At 73.4% G+C, this 24,242-nt stretch carries 26 protein-coding genes, 1 tRNA gene and 1 pseudogene; 23 read left to right on the forward strand and 5 right to left on the reverse strand.

Annotation, left to right across the window (positions count from 1 at the left end; all coding sequences use genetic code 11):
* Window positions 1–92: 92 nt before the first annotated feature.
* Window positions 93–392 (reverse strand): hypothetical protein, encoded by a 300-nt coding sequence (locus tag ACS04_RS06780; protein WP_048475610.1) that lies wholly within the window; start codon window positions 390–392, stop codon window positions 93–95.
* Window positions 393–495: 103 nt separating this feature from the next.
* On the reverse strand, window positions 496–672 hold the full coding sequence (locus tag ACS04_RS38105; protein ID WP_158734353.1) for a hypothetical protein: 177 nt from the start codon (window positions 670–672) through the stop codon (window positions 496–498).
* A gap of 149 nt (window positions 673–821) precedes the next feature.
* On the opposite strand from ACS04_RS38105, the gene ACS04_RS06785 reads away from it, so the two are divergent.
* The 3 genes from ACS04_RS06785 to ACS04_RS06795 are packed head-to-tail and all read left to right on the forward strand — an operon-like array spanning window position 822 to window position 2,988.
* A complete protein-coding gene (locus ACS04_RS06785; protein WP_048475611.1) occupies window positions 822–1,376 on the forward strand; it encodes a GNAT family N-acetyltransferase in 555 nt (184 codons plus the stop codon).
* Window positions 1,377–1,427: 51 nt separating this feature from the next.
* Window positions 1,428–2,519 carry a hypothetical protein gene (locus tag ACS04_RS06790; protein WP_048475612.1) on the forward strand — a complete coding sequence of 364 codons (1,092 nt, stop codon included), beginning with the start codon at window positions 1,428–1,430 and terminating at the stop codon, window positions 2,517–2,519.
* Window positions 2,520–2,529: 10 nt separating this feature from the next.
* A complete protein-coding gene (locus tag ACS04_RS06795) occupies window positions 2,530–2,988 on the forward strand; it encodes a very short patch repair endonuclease (protein ID WP_107438550.1) in 459 nt (152 codons plus the stop codon).
* Between the two features lie 40 nt (window positions 2,989–3,028).
* On the opposite strand, the gene ACS04_RS06800 is transcribed toward ACS04_RS06795, so the two are convergent.
* A complete protein-coding gene (locus ACS04_RS06800; protein WP_048475614.1) occupies window positions 3,029–4,030 on the reverse strand; it encodes an SEC-C domain-containing protein in 1,002 nt (333 codons plus the stop codon).
* A gap of 67 nt (window positions 4,031–4,097) precedes the next feature.
* On the opposite strand from ACS04_RS06800, the gene ACS04_RS06805 reads away from it, so the two are divergent.
* The 4 genes from ACS04_RS06805 (at window position 4,098) to ACS04_RS06820 (ending at window position 6,953) form a co-directional block, all read left to right on the forward strand.
* Window positions 4,098–4,898, forward strand: a complete 801-nt coding sequence (locus ACS04_RS06805; RefSeq protein WP_048475629.1) for a class E sortase — start codon at window positions 4,098–4,100, stop codon at window positions 4,896–4,898.
* 54 nt (window positions 4,899–4,952) lie between these two features.
* Window positions 4,953–5,258, forward strand: a complete 306-nt coding sequence (locus tag ACS04_RS06810) for a DUF6412 domain-containing protein (protein ID WP_053080715.1) — start codon at window positions 4,953–4,955, stop codon at window positions 5,256–5,258.
* Window positions 5,259–5,364: 106 nt separating this feature from the next.
* Complete coding sequence (locus tag ACS04_RS06815; protein ID WP_048475615.1) at window positions 5,365–5,973, forward strand: YidC/Oxa1 family membrane protein insertase; 609 nt, start codon at window positions 5,365–5,367, stop codon at window positions 5,971–5,973.
* Between the two features lie 122 nt (window positions 5,974–6,095).
* Complete coding sequence (locus ACS04_RS06820; RefSeq protein ID WP_048475616.1) at window positions 6,096–6,953, forward strand: fumarylacetoacetate hydrolase family protein; 858 nt, start codon at window positions 6,096–6,098, stop codon at window positions 6,951–6,953.
* Between the two features lie 132 nt (window positions 6,954–7,085).
* On the opposite strand, the gene ACS04_RS06825 is transcribed toward ACS04_RS06820, so the two are convergent.
* Entirely contained in the window at window positions 7,086–8,234 is a 1,149-nt protein-coding gene (locus ACS04_RS06825; RefSeq protein ID WP_048475617.1) for a Gfo/Idh/MocA family oxidoreductase, read from the reverse strand.
* Window positions 8,235–8,289: 55 nt separating this feature from the next.
* Here ACS04_RS06825 and ACS04_RS06830 point away from each other — a divergent pair, with 55 nt between their 5' ends.
* The 14 genes from ACS04_RS06830 to ACS04_RS06895 all read left to right on the forward strand — a co-directional run bounded on the left by ACS04_RS06830 (window position 8,290) and on the right by ACS04_RS06895 (window position 21,902).
* A complete protein-coding gene (locus ACS04_RS06830; protein WP_245236308.1) occupies window positions 8,290–9,378 on the forward strand; it encodes an ROK family transcriptional regulator in 1,089 nt (362 codons plus the stop codon).
* A 99-nt stretch (window positions 9,379–9,477) separates the two neighbouring features.
* Window positions 9,478–10,134, forward strand: a complete 657-nt coding sequence (locus ACS04_RS06835) for a maleylpyruvate isomerase N-terminal domain-containing protein (RefSeq protein ID WP_048475619.1) — start codon at window positions 9,478–9,480, stop codon at window positions 10,132–10,134.
* 187 nt (window positions 10,135–10,321) lie between these two features.
* Window positions 10,322–11,125 carry a hypothetical protein gene (locus ACS04_RS06840; RefSeq protein ID WP_053080717.1) on the forward strand — a complete coding sequence of 268 codons (804 nt, stop codon included), beginning with the start codon at window positions 10,322–10,324 and terminating at the stop codon, window positions 11,123–11,125.
* 33 nt (window positions 11,126–11,158) lie between these two features.
* Complete coding sequence (locus ACS04_RS06845; protein ID WP_048475620.1) at window positions 11,159–11,923, forward strand: GntR family transcriptional regulator; 765 nt, start codon at window positions 11,159–11,161, stop codon at window positions 11,921–11,923.
* A gap of 147 nt (window positions 11,924–12,070) precedes the next feature.
* Window positions 12,071–13,192: a TIGR03364 family FAD-dependent oxidoreductase gene (locus tag ACS04_RS06850; protein WP_048475621.1), complete on the forward strand. Its 1,122-nt coding sequence runs from the start codon at window positions 12,071–12,073 to the stop codon at window positions 13,190–13,192.
* Window positions 13,193–13,197: 5 nt separating this feature from the next.
* The gene (locus ACS04_RS06855) at window positions 13,198–13,938 is read left to right on the forward strand and encodes a phosphonatase-like hydrolase (protein WP_078864499.1); all 741 of its coding nucleotides are present in this window, start codon (window positions 13,198–13,200) and stop codon (window positions 13,936–13,938) included.
* Entirely contained in the window at window positions 13,935–14,984 is a 1,050-nt protein-coding gene (locus ACS04_RS06860; protein ID WP_048475622.1) for an ABC transporter ATP-binding protein, read from the forward strand. Before ACS04_RS06855 ends, ACS04_RS06860 begins: the two co-directional genes overlap by 4 nt.
* A complete protein-coding gene (locus ACS04_RS06865; protein WP_078864501.1) occupies window positions 14,977–15,948 on the forward strand; it encodes a 2-aminoethylphosphonate ABC transporter permease subunit in 972 nt (323 codons plus the stop codon). The genes ACS04_RS06860 and ACS04_RS06865 overlap by 8 nt, the downstream gene beginning before the upstream one ends.
* Window positions 15,935–16,732, forward strand: a complete 798-nt coding sequence (locus ACS04_RS06870; RefSeq protein WP_048475624.1) for an ABC transporter permease — start codon at window positions 15,935–15,937, stop codon at window positions 16,730–16,732. The genes ACS04_RS06865 and ACS04_RS06870 overlap by 14 nt, the downstream gene beginning before the upstream one ends.
* 31 nt (window positions 16,733–16,763) lie before the next feature.
* Window positions 16,764–17,843, forward strand: coding sequence for a 2-aminoethylphosphonate ABC transporter substrate-binding protein (locus ACS04_RS06875; protein WP_078864503.1), 1,080 nt, complete (start codon window positions 16,764–16,766; stop codon window positions 17,841–17,843).
* Window positions 17,844–17,976: 133 nt separating this feature from the next.
* Window positions 17,977–19,503: an alkaline phosphatase family protein gene (locus tag ACS04_RS06880; RefSeq protein WP_048475625.1), complete on the forward strand. Its 1,527-nt coding sequence runs from the start codon at window positions 17,977–17,979 to the stop codon at window positions 19,501–19,503.
* A 141-nt stretch (window positions 19,504–19,644) separates the two neighbouring features.
* Window positions 19,645–20,424: an HAD-IIA family hydrolase gene (locus ACS04_RS06885; protein WP_048475626.1), complete on the forward strand. Its 780-nt coding sequence runs from the start codon at window positions 19,645–19,647 to the stop codon at window positions 20,422–20,424.
* Window positions 20,425–20,503: 79 nt separating this feature from the next.
* Complete coding sequence (locus ACS04_RS35235) at window positions 20,504–21,220, forward strand: hypothetical protein (protein ID WP_053080718.1); 717 nt, start codon at window positions 20,504–20,506, stop codon at window positions 21,218–21,220.
* A gap of 10 nt (window positions 21,221–21,230) precedes the next feature.
* A complete protein-coding gene (locus ACS04_RS06895; protein WP_048475627.1) occupies window positions 21,231–21,902 on the forward strand; it encodes a class F sortase in 672 nt (223 codons plus the stop codon).
* Between the two features lie 107 nt (window positions 21,903–22,009).
* On the opposite strand, the gene ACS04_RS06900 is transcribed toward ACS04_RS06895, so the two are convergent.
* A tRNA-Lys gene (locus tag ACS04_RS06900) sits at window positions 22,010–22,083 on the reverse strand.
* 249 nt (window positions 22,084–22,332) lie between these two features.
* On the opposite strand from ACS04_RS06900, the gene ACS04_RS38855 reads away from it, so the two are divergent.
* Together ACS04_RS38855 and ACS04_RS06910 are read left to right on the forward strand one after the other, a co-directional pair.
* Complete coding sequence (locus ACS04_RS38855) at window positions 22,333–23,814, forward strand: peptidoglycan-binding protein (protein WP_048475635.1); 1,482 nt, start codon at window positions 22,333–22,335, stop codon at window positions 23,812–23,814.
* A gap of 11 nt (window positions 23,815–23,825) precedes the next feature.
* A pseudogene (locus tag ACS04_RS06910) lies at window positions 23,826–24,242 on the forward strand (hypothetical protein); the annotation flags it as partial.

Consider the following 24,242-nt stretch of genomic DNA (forward strand, 5'->3'; position numbering starts at 1 on the left):
TCTCCCGCCGGCGGCCCGGCCGCCGGGTGGTGCTGCGTGTGAGTGTGGGTGTGCGCGTGCTCGGTCATGGGTTCCTCTTCCCGTACGGCTGCTCAGGCGCGGTCGGCGACGACCCAGGAGGCGGTCGCCACGACGGCCGCGGCACCGAGGACGGCCGGCCAGGCCCCGACCTTCTTGGCCAGCGGGTGCGCGCCCGCGAAGCCGGCGAGGTACAGGGCTCCCAGCCCGGCCGCCGCGGGGGTGCCGCCGCGGCGGTGCCATTCGCGTCCCGCGGCCAGCCCGGCGGCGCCGAGCACGACGCCGCCCAGGGGGCGCTTCTTGGTCCACCGGGCGACGGCGTACCCGCCGACCAGTCCGGCGGCCGCCACTGCGGAACTCGGTACGCGCGCCATGCCCAACTCCTTCACATCATCTGATCTCACTGGTATTACCACGAGGCTAACGGGGCTTCGGGGCTTCGGGGCCTCGGGGCTTCGGGCCCATGGGCCCACGGGGCTAACGCGGAGGCCTGACCACCCGGCGCGCGCCCAGCGCCCCAAGCACCAGCACCGCTCCACCGATCACACCGTCCGGTACCGCGTCCTTGACGGCCCGCGGCAGCAGCGCCACCACGCCCAGGACGAGCAGGAAGGCGAGCACGCACCGGCCGGCCGCCCGAATCAGTCTGTCCACGGGCTGCTCAACGCGGCGCGGCGGTCGCCGACACGGAAGCGGGAGAGGGGATTTGTCGCACACTCGCCGGATCCGTGCGATACGTGCCTTCCGGAACCCGACCGGCATAAATTGTCTCTCCCTCCCCAAAGGGGAAAACGGGAAGAAGAATGAGGAGCTCGGACATCGTGATCTGCTACGGACAGGCCGTCCTCGACCTCGCGGACGAACTGGTCGACGCCTATGCCGACGTCTTCTCCGCCCCACCGTGGAACGAGGATGCAGAAACCATTCGGCAGTTCTCGGTCCGCCTCCAGGCCGACAGCCGGCGCCGAGGTTTCCGTACGGCCCTCGCCCAGTCCGCGGCCGGCATCGACGGCTTCGCGACGGGCTGGATCACCCCCGCGGCCTTCCCCAAGGACCGCGGTTACGCCCAGGTCGCGGCCCAGCTCGGCCCGGCGCGGGTACGGGAACTGCTGACGGGGGCGCTGGAGATAGACGAGCTCGCCGTACGCCCGTACGCGCGCGGCCGCGGCACCGGCCGGGCCCTGCTCACCGAGATCACGGCCGACGCCCCGGACGGTCGGGCCTGGCTGCTGACCTCCCGGCTGGCCACCGACACCGTGGCCACGTACCGCCGCCTCGGGTGGCACGAGGTCGCGCCCCGCACGGACACCCGGACGGGCGTGATCGTCTTCCTCTCCCCGGACCACCCGGGCCGCTGACGGGCTCCCCGGACGGGGTGTCGGCGCCCCGGGACAGGGCATATCGCCCGCATGATCACCACACGTCGGACGACGACGCAGCAGCACGAGCACGAGCAGCAGCGGGGGCAGGGATACGGGCAGGCGCCCAAGCGGCGGCCGGCGCACCGGGAACCGAACCGGGCGGCGGCGCAGACGGCGCGCCGGCAGCTCAACCTGGCCACCCGCCACCAGCTCGCCGCCTCCGGGATCCCCGAGGGCACGATCACCTCCCGCACCCGCCCGGGCGGCCCCTGGCAACGCTTGCTGCCCCGGGTCTACCTCCTCCAGACCGGCCCACCGGACCACCGCCAACGCGCCCTCGCCACCGTCCTGTACGCCGCCGAGCCCGACGCGGATCCGCTCTCCGGAGCCACGGCCGCCCTCACCGGCGGCGCCGCCCTGGCGCTCCTCGGCATCCGCGACGCCCCGCACACCCCGGCCGACGTCCTGATCCGCGCCCCGCGCCGGCTCGCCGGCACCCCGCAGGTCCGCCCACTGGCCACAGCGCGCTGGCCGCGCACCATCGCGGTGTCCGGCATCCCGTGCACCCGGCCCGTGCGCGCGGCGGCGGACTTCGCCTCCCGGGCCGGCGACCCGGCGCGGATCCGCTCGACGCTGGCCCACGTGGTCCAGGCCGGCTGGTGCCACCCGCAGGACCTGCACGCCGAGCTCCGCGCCGCCCGGCTCCTGACCCGCCCGGAGATCCGCGCCGCCGCGTCGGAACTCGTCGTCGGGGTCCGCTCGATCGCCGAGGCCCTGGCCCGGGACACCCTGACGGCGACGGACCTCCCGACCCCGCTGTGGAATGCCCGCCTGTACACCCCGGACGGCGCCTTCCTGGCGAGCCCGGACGCGTACTGGCCGGACGAGGGCGTGGCCCTGGAGATCGACTCGGCGGAGTACCACTACACGCGCGACGCCTGGCAGGCCACCCTCCACCGCCGCCTGCGCCTGGAGTCCCACGGCATCCTGGTGGTCAGCGCGACCCCGTCGATGATCCGCGACACCCCAGAGGAGGTGACGGCAGCCCTCCGCACCCTCCTCACCCTCACGACGCCCCGCCGCACCCCACCCACGGCCCAAGCCCGAGGCCACGTCCAGTTGGAACTGCCCGTGGCGTGACAATGAGGGGGTGGACCCCCTGGAGAGCACTCCCGCAGTACGCGCGCGCATGAGCAGGCAGAAGAGCAGGAACACCGGCATCGAGATGGCCCTGCGCAGCGCCCTGCACGCTGCGGGGCTGCGCTACCGAGTGCACCGCCGTCCGGTGAAGGGGGTGCGCCGTGAGGCCGACATCATCTTCGGCCCGGCGCGCGTGGCGGTCTTCGTGGACGGCTGTTTCTGGCACGGATGCCCGGAGCACGCGACATGGCCCCGCCGCAACGCGGAGTTCTGGCGCGCGAAGATCGAGGGGAACCGCGCCCGCGACCGGGACACGGACCGCCGACTCGCCGAGTGCGGCTGGCTGGCGGTCCGCGTCTGGGAACACGAGACGGTGGACGCGGCGGCGGCGCGCGTGGACGCCATCGTCCGAGCGCGCCGCCGGGTGGCCGCCGCCAAGACGATCGGGTCGGTTGTCACCGTGCCTTGAGCGCGCCCGGCAACCCGTCGGGGCAGCGCCCCGTTCGCGATCAGAGGGTGGAGCCGTGGCACTCCGCGTAGGGCTTGCCCGAGGTGCACCAGCAGGGGGTGTTGGGGGTGGGGGGCCAGGGGGTGGCTTTGCCTCGGGCCGCCAGGGTCGTGGCGTACTCCGGGAGGAGTGAGGGGGAGGCCGGGGAGGTCTTCTCCGATGCCGCGAAGGCTTCGTACGAGGGGACGCTCGCCGTCACGATGCCGAGGTTCGTCGTGCCCGAGGCCGCCAGGGCGCGCAGCGAGGACTCGATGTGCGCGAGGTGCGCCGCGTGCGAGGGGTACTCCGCCGCCAGGGTCGGGTACGAGGTGAGGAGCTCGGCCAGTTCGCGGGCGGGCCAGTGCAGGATCGCCACCGGGAACGGGCGGGAGAGGGCGGCGCGGCGGTCGCCCAGTTCCGCGCGGAGGCGGGCGATCTCGGCGCGCAGCTCGGCCGGGTCGTCGGAGCCGAGGGCCCAGATGCGCTTCGGGTCGTGCAGCTCGTCCAGCGGGATCGGGCCGATGTGGCGGGTGTCGGCGACCATGTCCCACTCGTCGTGCGGCAGTCCCAGGAGGCGGCGGACGCGGTGCCGGCCCGTCAGGAGGGCCGTGGTGGCCTGGGTCAGCGGCGCGTTCTCCGCGATGAGGAGGGTGGCGGCCTCGGTGAAGCACTCCTCCGAGGCGGTCAACTCGTCGTGCGTCTCCAGGGTTTCCGCGATGACCTCCCAGGGCGCCGGATCCGCGGGCGCCGCCGCGCGGATGCCCTGGATGAGGGCGCGGGCCTCCGCCTCGTGGCCGTACTCCCACAGGTTCGCCGCCTGGAGCGCCTTGATCAGGTACGGATCGGCGGGTGAGGAGGCGAGGAGTTGGTCGTACAGCGCGCTGGCGCGGTCCCGGGCGTCGCCCAGTTCGAGGTGGGCCGCGGCCTGGAGGAGCAGGGGCTCCTGGTCCTCGGGGTAACGGGTCGCCGTGCGGATGAGGCGCTCGGCTTCGGCGATGTGCTCGGCAGGCGTGTCAGGGCGCATGGTTCACACCGTACTGCCCTGGTCTGTTGCCGGGGGAGGTCTTATGGTGCGGCCCGTGCGGGATCACATGCGTGTGGTGGTGCAGCGGGGCGGCCGGCGCGGGCGGCGGGCCGGTCTCGCCGGGGTGCTGTGGGGCGCCGCCGAACTGGCCGTCACCGTGGGCGTGGTGGTGTTGCTGCTGGTGGTGCACCTGGTGTGGTGGACCAATCGGCAGGCCCTCGCCGGCGCCCATGAGGAGGTCCGGGAGCTGGAGAGGCGATGGACCGCCCCTGCCGGTCCCGAGCCGGATGCCGAGGCCGGTGCCGGGGCCGGTGCGGGGGTCGGTCCCGATGCCGGTGCGGGTGCCGGTGACGGTGTCGGTGCCTCTGCGGAGCCGCTGCCTTCCGGGGCGGCTCCCGGTTCCGCCTCCCGGACGCCGGCGCCCGCGAAGGAGTCCGCGTACGGGGTCCTGCGGATCCCGCGGCTCGGGGTCGTCGTGCCCGTCGCGCAGGGCGTCGACAAGCGGACCGTGCTGGACAAGGGGTACGCGGGGCACTACCCGGGCACCGCGCAGCCCGGGGCGCAGGGGAACTTCGCCCTCGCCGGGCACCGCAACACCCACGGCGAGCCGTTCCGGTACATCAACCGCCTGCGGGCCGGGGACGAGCTGATCGTCGACGTACGGGGGCGGCGGTACACCTACGTCGTGGGCAGGACGCTGGCGGAGACCAGCGAGCGGGACGCCGGGGTGATCGCGCCGGTGCCGCGCAGTACGGTCCGGCCTGAGTACGGGTACGACGAACCCGGCGCGTACATCACGCTCACCACCTGCACGCCCGAGTACACCTCCCGATATCGGCTGGTGGTCTGGGGAACCTTGAAGAAGTAGAGCGCGTTCTTGGTTGTGGTGAGTGCGGAACTGATCTCGGGAGGGGGCTCGGCAATGGCGCGTATCGGTCGTGGGCGGCTGCTGATGGCCCTGCTCCTGTTCGCCGGGGTCGTCGGACTCCTCGGGCTGTTCGCGGGGGAGGGCGGGCTGGGCGCCGTGGTCGTCGCCCTCGCCGCCACCGTCGCCGTGGGCGCCGCCGCCCTGGCCGCCCGGCTCGTACGGCCCGTGCCGCCCCACCGCATACGCACCGCGATACGCGATCGCGAGCAGCGCACGGCGTTCCTGCCGCAGCGCGATCCCGATGCCTCGGGCCGGTCTCGGCCCAGGGCGCCCGGTCGTCTCGTCCTGACGGCCGCGTAGGGGCACCTCTTCACCCTCATCCCTTCTGTTCGTCGTCGTGCCCCTCGTGGTCGTCGCGCCGAAAAGCACCTCTTTCGACGTTGACGAGACCCCCCGGAGGGTCCGCGTGTCCGTTTTCACCCATCTTGTTGGAGAGCTGAGCCGGCTTCTGGAGCCCGTGCTCGCCGAGTCCGCGACCGCCGCCGCGATCGTGCTGTTCACCGTGCTCGTACGGCTCGCCCTGCATCCGCTGAACAGGGCCGCCCTCCGCGGTGCGACCCCGGTGGCCGGCCTGCTGCCCGTGCTGCTCCAGCTCCCGGTGTTCTTCCTCATGTACCGGGCCTTCACCTCAGGCGAGCTGCTCGACCACCGGCTGTTCGCCGCGCCGCTCGGGGCGAAGTGGGCCGACGCCCTCGGGGCGGGCGGTCTCCTCGGGGCGCAGGGGCTGGTGTTCCTGGGGCTGTTCGCGGCCATCGCGGCGGTCGCCGCCTGGAGTGCCGTACGGGGGCGGCGGGCCGCGGCCGAAGCGCCCGTCCCGGCCGCCGCCGCCCAGGTGAGCGCCGAGCAGCAGGAGGCGCTGCGCAAGCTGGGCGGCGTACTGCCGCTGCTGTCGTTCGGGACGCTGATCACCGCGGCGCTGGTGCCACTGGCGGCGGGGCTGTACCTGGTGACCACCACCGCGTGTTCCGTGGCGGAACGGGCCTGGCTCCAGCACCGCCGGCGTTCCAGTCTGTGAACAGGGTCTTGCGGATTGGCCGGGCATCTTGGAGGATCAGCCAATTCTCCGATGGCCGCAACCCATCGGCAGGCCCAGGGCTCGCCCATGGGCCGACCACCCACGACCACGGGAGAATGCCCATGAAGCTGCTGCGTGTCGGACCGGTCGGGGCCGAGCGCCCCGCGCTGCTCGACCAGGACGGGACCCTGCGGGACCTGTCCGGCCTGATCACGGATGTGGACGGCGCCCTGCTCGCCGACGACTCCGTGCTCTCCCGGGTACGGGACGCGGCGGCGTCCGGCGAGCTTCCCGTCCTGGACGCGGAAGGCCTGCGGACCGGCGCGCCGGTCGGCCGGATCGGCAAGATCGTGGGCATCGGGCTGAACTACTTCGGGCACGCCGCCGAGATCGGCGCGGAGCCGCCGGCGGAGCCCATCCTCTTCCTCAAGGCCGCGGACACCGTGGTCGGCCCGGACGACACCGTGCTGATCCCGCGCGGCAGCGTGAAGACCGACTGGGAGGCCGAGCTCGGCGTTGTCATCGGCAGCACCGCCCGCTACCTGTCCTCCGCCGCGGAGGGCCTGGCCCACGTGGGTGGGTACACCCTGGTCAACGACGTATCGGAGCGCGAGTTCCAGATCGAGCGCGGCGGCACCTGGGACAAGGGCAAGAACTGCGAGACGTTCACCCCGCTCGGCCCCTGGCTGCTCACCGCCGACGAGGTCGCGGACCCGCAGGCCCTGGACGTGAAGCTCTGGGTCAACGGAGAGCTCAAGCAGGACGGCAACACCGCCGACCAGATCTTCCCGGTCGGCGAGGTCGTGCGGTACCTGAGCCAGTTCATGACGCTCCACCCCGGCGACGTCATCGTCACCGGCACCCCGGCGGGCGTGGCCATGGGCCGGCCGGAGCCGAAGCCGTACCTGCGCGCCGGTGACGTCGTAGAGCTGGAGATCGACGGCCTCGGCCGCCAGCGCCAGGAGTTCAAGAGCGCGTAGGGCCGGACCGGACGCGGACGAGGGCCACCCGGGCGGCCGCACGCCCGGGCGGCCACCCCGCCGGCGCTGCCCGAGCCGGCGCTGCCCGAGCCGGCGCGGCCGCGGCCGCCCCGGCCGGCGCAACCGGTGCGGTCAGGACGCGGCCGCATCCAGCTCCACGGTCACCCCGTCCCGGGAGGAGATCCGCGCCGCCTCCAGCACCGCCAGGCATCGCGCCGCCTCGTGCGCGGTGACCGGCGCCGGGCCGCCCTCGCGCAGCGCCGCCGCCACCGCCGCGTAGTACGCCGGGTAGTCCCCCCGAACGGTCGGCACCGGGGCTCCGCCACCAGTCAGCGGGGACTCGCCGGAGCCCACCCGCCCCCACAGGTGCTCGGGCTCCTCGCCCCACGGGGTGTCCCCGGCGCCCGGCCGCTGCCCCTCGCGCAGGGCTGCCTCCTGGGGGTCGAGCCCGTACTTGACGTAGCCCGCGCGCGAGCCCAGGACGCGGAAGCGCGGACCGAGCTGCGCGGTGGTCGCGCTGACGTGGAAGTGGGAGCGGACCCCGTTCGCGTGCGTGAGCGCGATGAAGGTGTCGTCGTCCGCCTCGGCGCCGGGGCGGCGCACGTCGGCCTCCGCGTAGACGCGCACGGCCGGCCCGAACAGCACCAGTGCCTGGTCGACGACGTGGCTGCCGAGGTCGTACAGCAGGCCGCCGATCTCCTCCGGCGCGCCGGACTCGCGCCAGCCGCCCTTGAGCTGCGGGCGCCAGCGCTCGAAACGGGACTCGAAGCGCTGGATCTCGCCGAGCTCGCCGTCGGCGATGAGGCGGCGCAGCGTCAGGAAGTCGTTGTCCCAGCGGCGGTTCTGGAACACCGACAGGAAGGTGCCGGTCTTGTCGGCGAGGTCGGCCAGCTCCCGGGCCTCGGCGGCGGTGGCGGCCAGCGGCTTGTCCACGACGACCGGGACGCCGGCGTGCAGCGCGGCCGTCGCGAGCGGGACGTGGGTCTTGTTGGGGGAGGCGATGACGACCAGGTCCAGGGCCGGGGTGAGGTCCCAGAGTTCCTGCGCGGTGTCGACGATCCGGACGTCCGGGTACGCCTCGCGCGCCTGGGCCTGCCGGCCCGGGTCGGAGGTGACGATCGTGTCGAGGACGAGCCCGTCGGTGGCCGTGACGAGCGGAGCGTGGAAGACGGAGCCCGCGAGTCCGTAGCCGATGAGGCCGACGCGGAGCGGGGAGTTCGACCGCGTGGGGTTCGACCGGGTCGGGGCGGCGGAAGGGGAGGCGGAGGGGGAGGCGTTCATGCATCCACTTTGGCAACACTGTTGCTTAAGTGCAAGGAGGGTGGACAATGGTGAGGTGGACTGGCGTAGCGGAAGTCATGGGAGCGGCGCGAACCTACCCGCGCTGCGGGGCCACAACGACGCGCTCGTACTCGCCCTGCTCCGCGAGGCGGGTTTCGAGGGCCTGGGCCGCACCGAACTCGCCGCCCTCACGCGCCTCACCCCGCAGGCCGTCAGCAAGATCACGGGGCGGCTGCGCGCGGAGGGGCTCGTCGCCGACGCCGGGCGCGGCGCGTCCACCGGGGGCAAGCCGCGGACGCTGCTCCAGCTGGCCGCCGGCGCCCGGCACGCCGTCGGGGTGCACGCCGACCGCGACGAACTGCGGGCGGTACGGGTGGACATGCTGGGCACGGTCGTCGAGCGGTTCCACGGCCCGCTGGACTTCGCAGCAGGACCGGACGCCGTCGCGGACGAGGTCGCACGGGCCGTGGACCGGCTCTGCGGGAACGCGGGCGCCGGGTCCCTGCTGGGCGTGGGTGTCGCCGCGCCGGGACCGCTCGACTGGCGGGCGGGCGTACTGGGCCGGGTGACGGGGTACCCCGAGTGGGAAGGCTTCCCGCTGCGGCAGGCGGTGGCGGACCGGCTCGGTCCCGACGCCCCGCCGGTCCTGCTGGACAAGGACACCAACGCGGGGGTCGCGGTCCCCGGCCGCCGGGCCGCCGGAAACTCCCTGTACCTGCACCTCGGCACCGGCCTGGGGGCCGGCCTGCGGCTGCGGGGCGAGGTCTTCCGCGGGGAACGTTCCGCGGCGGGGGAGTTCGGGCACCAGGTCCTGATGCTTGACGGTCCGCCCTGCCGCTGCGGAGGCCGCGGCTGCGCGGAGGTGCTCTGCCTGGGCGCGGTCGCCCGCGGGGACCTGCGGGAGGCGGCGCGGATCCTGGGCGAGGGCGCCGCGAACGTGGTCGCGCTCCTGGACGTGGACCGGGTGTGGCTGGGGGGACGGGTGGTGGGCTCCGCACCGGAGGTCTTCACGACGGGCGTCCGCCGCGTCCTGGAGGCCCGTACCCTGGGCGGCCCGGTTCCGGAGGTCGCCGCGTCCGAGGACGGTGTCGCCGAGGGGGCGGCGGAGCTGGCCCTGGCCCCGCTCTTCGGCCGCGTGGGCTGAGGGCTCCGCCGGGCCGCGCCGTATCCGGGGGCCCCGAGTCGGCTGCGCGGGGCACCCCCGGCGCGGCCGGATGGGGCCGGCGGGGGCTACGTTGCCCGTATGGAGCTCTTTTCGCGTTCTTGGCAGGCCTTGCTGGAGGCCGTCGACGGCGTCGCGGATGCGGACTTCGAGCGGGACAGCGGGTGTCGGGGGTGGCTCGTCCGGGATCTGGTCTGCCACCTCGTCATCGACGCCCAGGACGTCCTGATCACGCTCGTCACCCCCGCCGAGGGGCAGGTGACCGCCGACGCCGCGACCTACTGGGAGGTCGCCGGTCGCGAACCGGCTGGTGAGGATCCGCTCGACGCGCTCGTCGTGCGGCTGGCCGCCGCGTACGGGGACCCGGGGCTGCTCAGGTTCCACCTCGACGACGTCGGCTCCGCCGCAGGGCGCGCCGCGGAGCTCGCCGACCCCGCCCTGCGCGTGCGCACCCAGGACAAGGTCCTCACCGTCGCCGACTACCTCACCGCGTACGTCCTCGAATGGACCCTCCACCACCTGGACCTGATCGCCCGTCTTCCCGACGCGCCCCCGCCGCCCCCGGAGGGCCTGGCCCGCTCCCGCGCGCTGCTCGAACAGATCGCGGGCTCCGCCTTCCCCGCGTCGTTCACCGACCGGGACGCCCTCCTCGTGGGCACCGGACGCCGGGCGCCGACCCCCGCCGAACAGGCCGGACTCGGGATCCTCGGCGCGCGGCTGCCCCTCGTCCTCGGCTGATCCGATCAGGCGTAAGGCGGGAGCCGGCAGGCGTGGCGGGGGGAGGGGGGTCCCGGGGCGTGGCAGGGTGCCGGGAGGCCGGGGTGATTGTCGCCTCGTCCGACGATCTGAACCGGCCGGCCGCCCCGGCCGCCCGTCCGCCGTCCACCCCCACCCCGTCCGGCGAGCAGCGAAGCGAAGGTCTTCCATGCGACTGCGCAAAGCCCTTGCCCTCTGTGCCGTCCCCGCCCTCCCCGCCCTCGCCGCCGTCGCGCTCTGCGCACCGCCCGCGAGCGCCGACGTCGGCAACGGCGGCGGCGCCCGCCCCGCGCCCGCACTGCCGTCCCGGATCGAGGCCACCTGCGGCGACGGGAAGAGCAGCGCCTTCCCCATCGGCGCGCGGATCCGCGGCGGACCGGCGGTGTACCGCACCGGCGGCGGGCCGCAGACCTGGTACCTGGACCTCACCAACACCACGAACTCCGAATGCACCGCCATCCACCCCGTCGTGGTGTTCACGGACAAGGCCCACGCCCTGCTCCCCGCCCACTTCCGGATGGAGTTCCAGGCTCCCGGCGCCACCTTCCCCGTCACCCTGGAGCGCAGCGACCGCGACGAGGTCATCGCCGTCTTCGACGGGGGCGAGGCCTTCTCCGGCTTCGCGGTCCGGGCCGGCGGCTCCCTGACCGTCAAGGTCAGCCTGGCCTTCGCCCCCGGCACCCCCGCCGGCGAGGTCCTCGCCGACGCCGCGCTCGTGCAGCGCAAGGCCGACGACGGCGACTGGGTCGGCGAGGCCGGCGGCTACCGGTTCTCCATCGAGGGACCGGAGGGCGAGCGCGGCGAGGCCGGTTCCCTCGCCGACACCGGCCCCCGCAACCGGCTCTACGGCATCGGCGGTGCCGCCTCGCTCGCCGCCGGCGCGGGGCTCCTGCTGGCCGCCCGCCGCCTGCGCGCCCGCGGCGGTCCGCCCGCCGCCGACACCCCCCGCACTCCTGGTACTCCGGCGCGCTGATCTCCGTACACCCGGCGCGCGTACAGTCCCAGGGTGGAAGAACAGAACCTGCCCCACCGCCCCGGCTCGCCCGTCCGTTCCGGCATCCCGGAGCACGGGCGCATCCCCAAGTACTACGCCGTCAAGGCCCTCATCGCGGACCTTCTCGACGACCTCGGCGAGGGCGGCCTGCTGCCCACCGAGCGGGATCTCGCCGAGCGGTACGAAGTGTCGCGCGAGACCGTGCGCCAGGCCCTGCGCGAGCTGCTGCTGGAAGGCCGGCTCCGCCGCTCGGGCCGCGGCACCGTCGTCGCAGGCCCGAAGCTGGAACAGCCCCTCTCCCTCGCCAGCTACACGGAGGGCGTACGCCGCCAGGGCCGGCGCCCCGGCCGCAACCTCATCGGCCTGGAGCAGTTCCCCTGCCCGCCCGAGCTGGCCCCCGGCATCGGCGCCGTGCCCGGCGAGCCCGTCTGGCACCTGGAGCGCATCCTGCTCGCCGACGACGAGCGCGTCGGCCTGGAGAGCACGTACGTCCGGGTGGCGCGGGCGCCCCGCCTCGACAGCGAGTTCCAGCCCGACTCCTCCTTCTACGGATACCTCCTCGACCGGCTCGGGATCTCCTTCGGGGACGCCGACGAGAAGCTGGAGACCGTCCTCGCCACCCCCCGCGAGGCCCTCCTGATCGGCACCCCGCCGGCCCTCCCGATGCTGCTCATCCACCGCTTCTCGCGGGACCGGGAGGGGCGTCCGCTGGAACGCGTGCGTTCGCTCTACCGTGGGGACCGGTTCAGCTTCACGACCCACCTGCGGCCGCAGTAGCGCCGCGCGGATCGGTGCAAGGCGGTGAAAAGGGACGTACATGGGTCACGGTGAGGTAACGGGTCTAGTCCAAGAGTCGAGGGCTGTTCACCGTCCCGTTGCCGCCGCGACCTTCCCGGTCCACGGCGCGCGGCCACCGTGGGGCCCGTGAGAGTCATAGTCGTCGGAGGCGGCGTGGTCGGCACCATGCACGCCTGGCAAGCAGTCGAACGCGGCCACGAGGTCGTCCAGATCGAGCGAGAGGCGGAGGCCCGGGGCGCGTCGCTGCGCAATTTCGGCCAGATCTGGGTCAGTGGACGGGCCGGGGGCGAGGAGCTCGACACCGCCCTGCGGGCCCGCGAGCTCTGGGAGCGCATCGGCGCGCAGGTGCCCGGCCTGGGCTTCCGCGCGATCGGCTCCCTCACCCCGGTCCGCAACGCCCGCGAGTACGCGGTCGCCGAGGCGGCCGCCGCCCGCCCCGACGCCGCCGCCCGGGGCTACGAACTGGTCACCGCCGCGCGGGCGCGGGAGATCAACCCCGCCCTGCGGGGCGCCTTCGAGGCCGCCCTGTGGTGCGAGCGGGACGCGGCCGTCGAGCCGCGCACCGCCCAGCTCCACCTGCGCGAGGCCCTCGGGGCGAGCGGCCGCTACACCTTCCTGCCCGGACGGGAGGTGCGCGAGGTCGTCGGCGACGGCGCCGTCCGCGACGACCACGGTGACGTCCACCGGGGCGACGCCGTCGTCCTCGCCACCGGCGCCTGGCTGTCCGGCATGGTCCGCGAGCTGGTCCCCGACCTGCCCGTGCGCCGCGTCCGGCTCCAGATGATGCAGACCGCCCCGCTCGGCGAGGCGCTCACCACCTCCGTCGCGGACGCCGACAGCTTCCGCTACTACCCCGCCTACAAGAGCGGGGCCCTCGACCTCCTCAACGCCGAGCAGGCGCAGGCCCCGGTCGCGGCCGCGCACAGGATGCAGCTGCTGATGGTGCAGCGCCGCGACGGCGGACTGACCATCGGCGACACCCACGAGTACGAGCACCCCTTCGCGTTCGACACCCTCGAAGACCCGTACGAGCACCTCGCCGGAGTCGTCGAATCCTTCCTGGGCCGCCCGCTGCCGAAGATCCGGCACCGCTGGGCGGGCGTGTACGCGCAATGCACCGACACCACCCGCGTCGTCCACCGCCAGCAGGTGGCCGACGGCGTGTGGCTGGTGACGGGACCCGGCGGCCGCGGGATGACCTGCTCGCCCGCCATAGCCGAGACCACCGCGAACGAACTGGGCTGGTAAGGAACATGAGCAACGTGAGCAATCCGAGCAAGGTGAGCGACCCGGGCCCCACCCCCCGCAACGGGTCCGGCGCGCTGATCGTCCTCGACATGGCCGGCACCACCGTCGCCGACGGCGGCCTCGTCGAGCGCGCCTTCGAGCTCGCCGCCGAGCGCATCGGCGTCGAGCCGGGAACCGCCGAACACGAGGCCAAGCTCCAGTACGTCCGCGACACCATGGGCGAGTCGAAGATCTCCGTCTTCCGCCACCTCTTCGGCACCGAGGAGATGGCCCAGCGCGCCAACTCCGCCTTCGAGGACGCGTACGGAGAGCTGGTCGACGGCGGGCTCATCGCCCCCGTCCCCGGCGCCCGTCGGACCATCGAGAAGCTCCGCGCCGACGGCCGCACCGTCGTCCTCACCACCGGCTTCGCCCGCGTCACCCAGGACGCCATCCTCGACGCCCTCGGCTGGCAGGGCCTGGCCGACCTCACCCTCTGCCCCGCCGACGCGGGCGGCCGCGGCCGCCCCCACCCGGACATGGTGCTCGCCGCCTTCCTGCGCACCGGAGCCGCCGACGACGTGCGCGACGTCGTGGTCGCGGGCGACACCGCGTACGACATGCTCTGCGGGCGCCGCTCCGGCGCCGGGACCGTGGCGGGCGTCCTGACTGGCGCCCACGACCGCGCGACACTGACCGGGCACGGCGCGACCCACGTCATCGAGTCGATCGCCGACCTGCCCTCCCTCCTGCCGGAGTCGGCGTGAGCGGCATCCGCTTCGAGGGGGTCAGCGTCGCCTACGGCGCCCACACCGTCCTGGACCGCCTCGACCTGACCGTCGAGCCCGGCGAGGTCATGGCGCTGCTCGGCCCCTCCGGCTCGGGCAAGACCACGGCGCTGCGCGCGGTCGCCGGCTTCGTGCGGCCGGCCGCGGGGCGCGTGCTGATCGGCGGCCGGGACGTCACCGCGCTCCCGCCGCACAAGCGCGGCATCGGCATGGTCGTCCAGCAGTACGCGCTCTTCCCGCACATGCGGGTCGCGGACAACGTGGCCTTCGGCCTCAAGGCGCAGAAGGCCCCCAAGGCCGAGATACCCGGGCGCGTCGCCGAGGCACTGGAGATGACCGGCATGGCGGCGTACGCCGACCGCTACCCGCGCGAGCTCTCCGGCGGGCAGCAGCAGCGCGTCGCCATCGCCCGCGCGCTGGCGATCCGCCCCGGGGTGCTCCTCCTCGACGAGCCGCTGTCCGCGCTCGACGCGCAGCTGCGCTCCGGGATGCTCGCCGAACTGGCCCGGCTGCACCGCGAACTGCCCGACGTGTCGATCCTCTACGTCACCCACGACCAGGTGGAGGCGCTCACGCTCGCCGACCGGATCGCGGTCATGGACCAGGCCCGGCTCCAGGACTGCGGCACTCCGCAGGAGCTGTACCGGGCCCCGCGCACCGAGTTCACCGCCTCCTTCGTCGGCAACGCGAACCTGATCCCGGTGACCGTCGCCGAGTCCGGGGCGACCTTCGCGGGGCGGCCCCTGGAGCTCGACCGCGGACGGGCCGTCCCCGGCGCGGAAGCGACCCTGTGCGTACGGCCGCACCTGCTCGGCCTCGGCGCCGGCCCCAACGCGCTCAGCGGCACGATCACCGAGGTCCAGTGGCGCGGCTCCACGCACCGGCTGTACGTGGACGTCGAGGGCCACCGGATCAAGGCGGACCTGCCGGAGCTGCGCGAGACCCCGGCGCTGGGCGACCAGGTCACCCTGCACTTCGAGCCGCGGGACGCGGTCCTGCTGTCGGCGGGGGTCACCGATGGCTGAGGTCCCCGCACCCGTCGCCACGACCCTCCCGCACCGGAGCCGGACCGGGCGCCAGGGCGTACGGGGCTCCGCGCCGAGCGGACCCCCCGGTCCGCCGGGCGCGCCCGCGGGCGCCCCCGCGGCCCACGGTGCGCGCGCACCGCGCGAAGTGCCCGGCTGGCTGTGGTCCCTGCCGCCCGTCGCCGCGCTCGCGCTGGTCTTCCTCTACCCGCTCGCCTTGGTCGTCCAGCAGTCCTTCAGCCCCGAGAACGGCGGCGGCGCCTTCGACGCGTACGCCTCCGTCTTCCGCTCGCACTCCTTTCGCGAGGCGCTCGGGACCACGGTCTGGCTGGCCGCCGGAGCCACCGCCGGCTGCCTCGTCCTCGGCTTCGTACTCGCGCTGATCATCGCCTTCGTCCCCTTCCCCGGGGCCAAGGGCGTCGCGAAGTTCATCGACGTCTTCCTCTCCTTCCCCTCCTTCCTCATCACCCTCGCCCTCCTGTTCATCTACGGCACCGTCGGCATGGCCAACGGGCTCTGGACCGGTGTGAGCGGCAGCACCGAGGGGCCTTTCCACTTCCTCACCACCCCCTGGGGCGTGCTGCTCGCGGAGATCACGTACTTCACGCCGTTCGTGATGCGCCCGCTGCTCGCCGCCTTCTCCCAACTGGACACCGCCCAGTTGGAGGTGGCCTCCTCGCTCGGCGCCAAGCCCGCCCGGATCGTCCGGCGCGTGATCCTCCCCGAGTCCCTCCCGGCGCTCGCCGCCGGCGGCAGCCTCGTCCTGGTCATGTGCCTCAACGAGTTCGGGATCGTGCTGTTCACCGGGGCCAAGGACGTCACCACGCTCCCGATGCTCGTCTACGGCAAGGCGATCCTGGAGTCGGACTACGCGGCCGCCTGTGTGGTCGCCGTCGTCAACATCGCGATCTCCGTCGGCCTGTTCGGCCTCTACCGGGTGGTGAGCAAGCGTGCTGGTGCATAGCAAGACCGGCCGCTGGGCCGCCTGGTGCCTGTTCGGCCTCCTCTTCCTGCCCCTCTTCGCCCTGCCCCTGCTCGTCGTGGTGACCGCGTCGTTCTCCACCCACTGGTCGGGAGCCTTCCCCTCCGGTCCGACGACGGAGAACTACGCCGCCGCCGTGCGGGGCGAATCCCTGCGGGCGCTGACCACCTCGCTGGTGACCGCCCTCGTCGCGAGTCTGCTCGCGCTCACCACCGGCACCTGGGCGGCGCTGGCCGCGGCGCGGCTGAAGCGGCGCGGGAAGCGGTCCATGGACGCCCTGTTCATGCTGCCGGTCGCCGTGCCCTCCGTGGTCGTGGGCCTCGCCGTCCTGGTCGCGTTCAGCAAGCCGCCGGTGCTGCTCAACGGCACCAGCTCAATCGTGGTCCTGGCGCACACGATTCTTGTCACGGCGTTTGCCCACCAGTCGGTTTCGGCCGCCATCGTTCGTCTCGACCCCGCGTACGAACAGGCGGCGGCCTCCCTGGGCGCCCGTCCCGCGTACGTGCTGTGGCGGGTCAAGCTCCCCCTCCTGCTGCCGTCGCTGACGGCGGCCGCCGGACTCTGCTTCGCCCTGTCCATGGGCGAGCTGAGCGCCACGATGATGCTCTACCCGCCGGACTGGATGCCCCTCCCGGTCCGGATCTTCACGGCCACCGACCGCGGTTCGCTCTTCGCAGGGTCCGCCGTCGCCGTGGTCCTGATGGCCACCACCCTGCTGGTCCTCCTGGCCGTCTCCCGCGTCCGCACCAGAGCCACGTACCGCTGACTCCCTTCCCCCCGTAAGGAAGTTCCTCCACATGTCCGCACACCGCATGCTCCCGCGCGTCACCGCCGCCGTCACCGGCAGCCTCGCCCTCGCCGCCGGCCTCACCGCCTGCGGCGGTGCGAGCACCTCCGCCGACTCCAAGGGCGGCGAAAAGATCGTCACCGTGTACAGCGCCGACGGCCTCAAGAGCGAGAAGGGCGACGGCTGGTACGACAAGGTCTTCGCCGAGTTCACGAAGAAGACCGGCATCGAGGTCAAGTACGTCGAGGGCGGTTCGGGCGAGATGGTGCAGCGCGCCGTCCGCGAGAAGACCAACACCCAGGCCGACGTGATCGTCACCCTCCCGCCGTTCATCCAGCAGGCGGACGGCAAGGGCCTCCTCCAGGCCTACAAGCCGCAGGGCTCCGACAAGGTCAACGGCGCCGACAAGGCCGCCGACGGCAAGTGGACCTCGGTCGTCAACAACTACTTCGGCTTCGTCCACAACAAGAAGGAGCTCACCGAGGCGCCCAAGACCTGGGAAGAGCTGCTGGACGGCAAGTACAAGGGCAAGCTCCAGTACTCCACCCCCGGCGTCGCGGGCGACGGCACCGCCGTCCTCGTCAAGGCCATGCACGACTTCGGCGGCAAGGAGCCGGCGCTGGAGTACCTGAAGAAGCTCCAGGCCAACAACGTCGGCCCGTCCTCCTCCACCAGCAAGCTGGCGCCGAAGACCGACAAGGGCGAGCTGCTCGTCGCCAACGGCGACGTCCAGATGAACTTCGCGCAGTCCAAGTCCATGCCGAACCTGGGCATCTGGTTCCCGGCGAAGGACGGCGGCAGGCCCACCACCTTCGCCCTGCCGTACGCGGCCGGTCTGGTGGACAGGGCCCCGCACACCGAGAACGGCAAGAAGCTCCTCGACTTCATGCTCGGCGAGGAGGCCCAGAAGCTGGTCAGCGAGGTCGGCGGCGGCTTCCCCGCGCGCACCGACGTCAAGCCGACCGACGCCAACGCCGTGGAGCTCACCAAGCTGATGACCGGCGTCGAGATCTTCGAGCCGGACTGGTCGGACATCGACAAGAACCTGGCGACCTACGTCGACGCGTGGAAGTCGGCCACCGGAAGCTGATTGGTCGCCTCCCGGTCACCCCCGACCAGGAAAGTGACGCTTGCATAACGGGTCTGGACCGAAGCCCGCACCTTCGGTCCGGACCCCGCGCCCGTCCACCGCGCCTTCCCCACGATTACTCCCGGAGGAGTACGTGCCCACTGTCCTGTCCGGACGCGCCCTCGCCGTGACCGCCACCGCCACGGCCCTGCTCGCCACCGCCCTCGGCGCGCACACCGCCACCGCCGAGACGGCCACCGCGACCACCGACAAGGTCCTCGTCATCGGCATCGACGGCACGGTCCTGGACCGCGTCAAGGCCGCCGACGCGCCCAACCTGCAAGGCCTGATGGCCCAGGGCCTGACCGCGAGGAGCACCCTCTACGCGAACCCGATGGCCGCCACCTCCTCGGGCCCCGGCTGGTCCACCATCGCCACCGGCGTGTGGCCCGACAAGCACGGCGTGAAGGACAACACCTTCACCGGCAAGAACTACACGGCCTACCCCGACTTCCTGACCCGCATCGAGAACGCCAAGCCGTCGCTGAACACCTACGCGGCCGCCGATTGGGAGCCCCTCACCTCCACCGACGCGGGCGGCCCGGTCTTCTCCGCCAAGGTCGACAAGCGCCTGTCGCTCAAGGGCGACCGCGACGGCTACGGCACCGAGGACCCCAAGATCGCCGCCGCGGCCTCCGCCGAGCTGCAGGGCCAGAACCCGGACGCCGCGTTCGTGTACTTCGGCCAGGTCGACGGCGCCGGGCACGCGTACGGCGCCGCCAGCCGGCAGTACCTCGACGCGATCGGCCGCGTCGACGTGATGGTCGGCCAGCTCCTCACCGCCGTCCGAAACCGCCCCACGTACGCCCAGGAGAACTGGAAGATCCTGGTCACCACCGACCACGGGCACACCGACGCGGGCGGCCACGGCGGCTCCACCCCGCAGGAGCGCGGCACCTTCGTCATCGCCAGGGGCGCGGGCATCCCGGCCGGTTCGGTCCGCACCGACGTCAAGCTCGTCGACGTGGCCGCCACCGCGATGGCACAGGTCGGCGTGGACCCCGGCTCGGCGATCGACGGCATCCCGCTGAACGCCCCCGGCGACAACGACCCCTTCGACACCCTGCGCCCCAATCTCCAGGGCCGCGTGGACGAGACGGGCATCCCGGCGGGCGTGAAGGGCTTCACGCACACCCCGCCGGCCGGCTGGTCCATCGACAACTCCAAGATGGGCACCGGCGGTGTCACCGAATGGGCCGGCTGGGCGTTCGCGACCGACGAGTTCTGGAGTCAGTCCCAGCGCGACCAGTGGCGCGAGCTGAACGTCCGCTCCCGCGACGTGTTCGCCGTCGCCGACTCCGACGAGTGGGACGACAAGGCCCACACCGGCTCGTACGACTCCACCCTCGTCACCCCCACGTGGGCGGTGACGGGCGGCACGGTGAAGAACCTGACCTTCCGGACCCACTACCGCCACGAGGCCGGCCAGAGCGCCCAGGTCCTGGTCTCCTACAACGGCGGCACACCGGCCCTCGTCAAGAGCTACACCGCCGACGCCGTCGCCAAGACGGAGTCCCTGGCCCTCCAGGTCCCGGCCGGAGCCACCGACGTCCAGGTCCGCTTCCGCTACGCCGGCACCAACAACTGGTACTGGACCGTCGACGACGTCAAGCTCGGCTGATCGACGCACGCCGGGCAGGGGTCCGGGCCGTGGACGCCCTCGTCGTCCGCGGCCCGGCCCCGATAGGGTGGTAGAGACCACAGGCCAAAGGTCAGCGGTCGCAGGTCAGAGATACGGCCACCGAGAGCGGAGAACAGTCCCGTGGCAGAGCGCAAGCCGATCGAATCCTGGCTCACCGACATGGACGGGGTCCTCATCCACGAGGGAACCCCGATCCCGGGTGCCGATGCCTTCATCAAGCGGCTGCGCGACTCCGGCAAGCCCTTCCTGGTCCTGACCAACAACTCCATCTACACCCCGCGCGACCTCCAGGCCCGCCTCTCCCGCATGGGCCTCCACGTCCCCGTCGAGAACATCTGGACCTCGGCGCTCGCCACCGCGAAGTTCCTCGACGACCAGCGCCCGGGCGGCACCGCGTACGTCATCGGCGAGGCGGGTCTGACCACCGCCCTGCACGACATCGGCTACATCCTGACCGACCACGAGCCCGACTACGTGGTCCTCGGCGAGACCCGCACCTACAGCTTCGAGGCGATGACGAAGGCGGTCCGCCTGATCAACGCGGGCGCCCGCTTCATCTGCACCAACCCCGACGAGACCGGCCCCTCCACCGAGGGCCCGCTGCCCGCCACCGGCGCCGTCGCCGCACTGATCACCAAGGCGACCGGCAAGCAGCCGTACTTCGCCGGCAAGCCCAACCCGCTGATGATGCGGACCGGCCTGAACGCCATCGGCGCGCACTCCGAGAGCAGCGCGATGATCGGCGACCGCATGGACACCGACGTCCTGGCCGGGCTGGAAGCCGGGATGCAGACCTTCCTCGTGCTGACCGGACTGACCTCCTCCGAGGACACCGAGAAGTTCCCGTACCGGCCGACCAAGATCGTCGACTCGATCGCCGATCTGGTCGATCTCGTCTGATCCGAACGGGTCAAGCGCGCGGCGCTCCGGATGCGGAGCGCCGCCGGGCGCGTGAACCTCATTGATGAGGAGGTTCACCATGCGCAGTGCTCTGATCGCTCTCCGTGTCACCGGGGCGGCCGTCGCCCTGACGGCGCTCACCGCCGTGTCCGCCCCCGCCGCCCTGGCGGCGGGCGAGGAGAAAGGCGGCAGCGTCTCGGTCGATCCGCGCCAGGCCGAACCGGGGGCGCAGGTCAAGCTGCGCGTCCACGGCTGTGAGGACAGATGGGCGAGCGCCAAGTCCGCCGTGTTCGTCTCGGAGGTCCACCTGTCCTCCGGCCGGGACGGGGACAAGTCGCTCTGGGGTGACGCGATGATCAGCTCGCACGCCCAGCCCGGCTGGCACCCCATCCAGGTGAAGTGCGACGGGGGCGAGGACCGGATCCGCGGCACCGTCGAGGTGGTCCGCCGCCGCGACGACCGCGAGAAGGACCGCGAGAAGGAGCGCGAGAAGGACCACGAGAAGGAACGCGAGCGGCCGGACCCGCAGCGGACGCCCGTCTGGCCCGTCCATGCGGGCGGCGGCGGGATGTCCGCCGAGCTCGCGGCGACGGACCGGGCGGTACGGGCGGCGCAGGCGGCCCGCGACGAGGCCGCGTCCCGGGCACAGGACCAGGCCGCGGCAACGAAGGAGAGCCACGGCGGCGAGGGCCCCGGCCTCCCGCAGACCGTGATCGGCGCCGTGCTCGCCGCCACGGCCACCCTGGCCGTCGCCTTCCGGGCGCTGACCCTGCGCCGGCGCCGCAGCGGCGAGTGAGGGCGCCGCGGTGACGGACTCGGGGGAGCCGAGGTCCTCGGGCGGCGGGCGGCTGCTGACCTTCGCCGCGTGGTCCGTTCTGGTGCTCGGCCTGTGGCTGTGGGGCCGCGAGATCACCGGCGTCCCGCCGAGCCCGTCGGGGCTGGCCGGCGGTTCGGCGCTCCCGGTCCCGGGGCTGCCCGCGGCGCGCGCCCCGCTGGCGGCTTCGGTGCCCGCGCGGGTTGACGTACCGGCGATGGGCATCCGGGCGCCGGTGATCTCGCGGGGCCTCGACGCGCAGGGCGCGATCGAGCCGCCGCCGTACGAGAGCCCCGGCACGGTGGGCTGGTGGGGCGGCGGGGTCAAGCCGGGCGAGGCCGGGGCCGCACTGCTGGTCGGACACGTGGACACGGCGTCGAAGCCGGCGGTGTTCTACGGGCTGAGCTCGGCCAAGCCGGGCGGCACGGTGCGGGTGGTCCGGACGGACGGCTCGGTCGCCGAGTTCACGATCGAGGACGTACGGGTCTACGAGCGGGCGCGCTTCGACGCGCACCGGGCGTACGGCCAGCGGATCAAGGGCCGGGCGGAGCTGCGGCTGGTGACCTGCGGGGGTACCTACGACAAGGTGGCCAAGGAGTACACGGCGAACGTGGTCGTGTCGGCCTACCTGACGGGAGGGACCCGTCCCGGCACGCCGGCGTGAACCGGACGCGGTGGATACGGGCCGGTCCGGCCGGATGCGGTCGGATGTGAGCGGCACGACGAAGAAACCCCCCGCAGCTTTCGCTGCGGGGGGCTTCTCCTCGTCTGTGCGCCGCCAGGGACTCGAACCCCGGACCCGCTGATTAAGAGTCAGCTGCTCTAACCAACTGAGCTAGCGGCGCCTGCTGACAGAGAAAACTCTACCCCACCTCCAGTGGTGCTCGTGACCAGCCGCGCCCGCCTTGTCCGATTAACCCATGTTTGGGGGGTTTATCGTGCACGATATGTCTGGGCCGAGCCGAATCTGATGCCCCGACAGATCCAGGGCCCGCCTGATCAGCGACGAGCAGGGGAGTGGACGGAACCGCATGACGATCCAGCCTCCGATGCATGTGCAGATGCCTGCACCGACGATGCCGGCAGCGATGCCGATGCCGATGGCCGTCTTCGAGGAGTACGAGCCCCCCGGCGACTGCGTATGCCTGGGCTGCGCGCAGCGCCGGCGCGCCCTCGCCCGCGCGCGGGCCATACCGCTCCGGGACGGCGGCCACCCGGCCGCCCGCGGGGTCCGCCGGGCGCTGGTACTGGCCACCGCGGCGGGCGTGGTCCTGGGCGGAGGCGGGTCGGCGGCGCTGGCGGCGGCCGGCCCCGTCCCCGGCCCGGGGCCGGTCTCGCTCGACACCCCCGGCGGCTCCCCGCAGGGCGGCCGGTCCCCGCTGCACGGACGCCCGGCCGTGGCGAGGCCGGCGGGTGCGCCGGGGGCGCCGTCGGCCGTCAAGCGGATCGACCGGGCGTCGATCATCACGCGGGCCAAGGTGTGGCTGGACGCGAAGGTCCCGTACAGCATGTCCACGTACTGGTCCGACGGCTACCGGCAGGACTGCTCCGGCTACGTCTCGATGGCCTGGAACCTTGGTACGAACGAGTGGACCGGCAGCCTCGACAAATTCGCCACCAAGATCACCAAAGAGCAGCTGCTGCCGGGGGACATGCTGCTCTTCCACAACCCCTCGGACCCGACGAACGGCTCGCACGTGGTGCTCTTCGGGGGGTGGGTGGACGAGACGCGCACGCACTACGTCGCGTACGAGCAGACCCGTCCGAACACGCGGAAGGGGGCGACGCCGTACGGGTACTGGAACAACGCGACGAAGTACGTCCCGTACCGCTTCAACGGGGTGACGAGCGGCCTCGCCGAGGACCCGGCGGCGACCGACCCGAAGCCGGCGGTGCCGACGGCCTTCCCCGGGGCCACGCAGTTCGGGCCGGGCGCGAACAACGAACACGTCGCGCAGCTGGGCCGGATGCTGATCGAGCGGGGCGGGCGGCGCTTCTACCCCAAGGGCGCGAACACCGCGTGGAGCGACGCGGACCGGCTGGCCACGCAGGCCTTCCAGAGCGCGCAGGGCTGGACGGGCGCCGACGCCGACGGCATCCCGGGTACGCACACCTGGCAGCTGCTGGTCGAACACAAGGGCAACGACATCCGTCCCACGGCGGAGGGCGCCCCGGGATCTCCGCCGAGACCGGGGCTGCCGGGCAGGCCGGGGGTTCCGGCGAAGCCGGGACAGCAGGGCAAGCCCGGGCTGCCGGGCAAGCCGGGGATCCCGGCGAAGCCGGGACGTGTCGGGGTGCCGGGCGCCGCTTCCGGGACGGCCGGCAGGCAGCCCGGGGTGCCGGGCTATCCGGGGCCGTCGGTGTTCCGCCCCGGGTCCTCGAACCCGTTCATCACCGCCCTCGGCCGCCAACTGGTGAAGAAGGGCTTCGGCAAGAACTACCCGTCCGGTCCGGGGCCCCGCTGGAGCGAGGCCGACCGTCGCAGTGTCGAGGCCTTCCAGCGCGCCCAGGGCTGGCGCGGGGCCGAGGCCGACGGCTACCCGGGCCCGGAAACCTGGCGCCGGCTGTTCGCATGACGGAGGCAACGATGTACCCCACGAGCACCACCTCGACGACGGGCACCTTCCGCGTTCCGCCGGCGCCCCCGCAGGCCGCGGCGGTCCGGGCCACGGGCGACCTGTGCGCCCCGGCCCTCCGACCCCGTCCGGAGGCCGGCCCGCCGCCCTCCGGCGACCTGCCCGTGAGCACGCTCCCGAACGGGCCCGGGAGCGGGTCGGAGCAGGGTCCGGAGTCAGAGCAGAAGCCGGAGTCGGAGCCGGCGCCGGAGCGCGCGGCGGTGGCCGCGGCCGACGGGACCCCGGCGCCGGACCCGGCCCAGCCGGTGGCCGCGGCCGTGATTCCGGCGCCCGTCGAGGCTCCGGCCGAGAGCCGGGCCGTGGCCGCGCGAACGGCCCGGTCCGGTTCGCGGGCCGACGCTTCGGGCGGGGCGCCGGCTCCGGCGCCG

Origin of the sequence: Streptomyces roseus (assembly GCF_001044425.1) — a bacterium.
In the GTDB taxonomy this organism is placed as follows: domain Bacteria; phylum Actinomycetota; class Actinomycetes; order Streptomycetales; family Streptomycetaceae; genus Streptomyces; species Streptomyces roseus.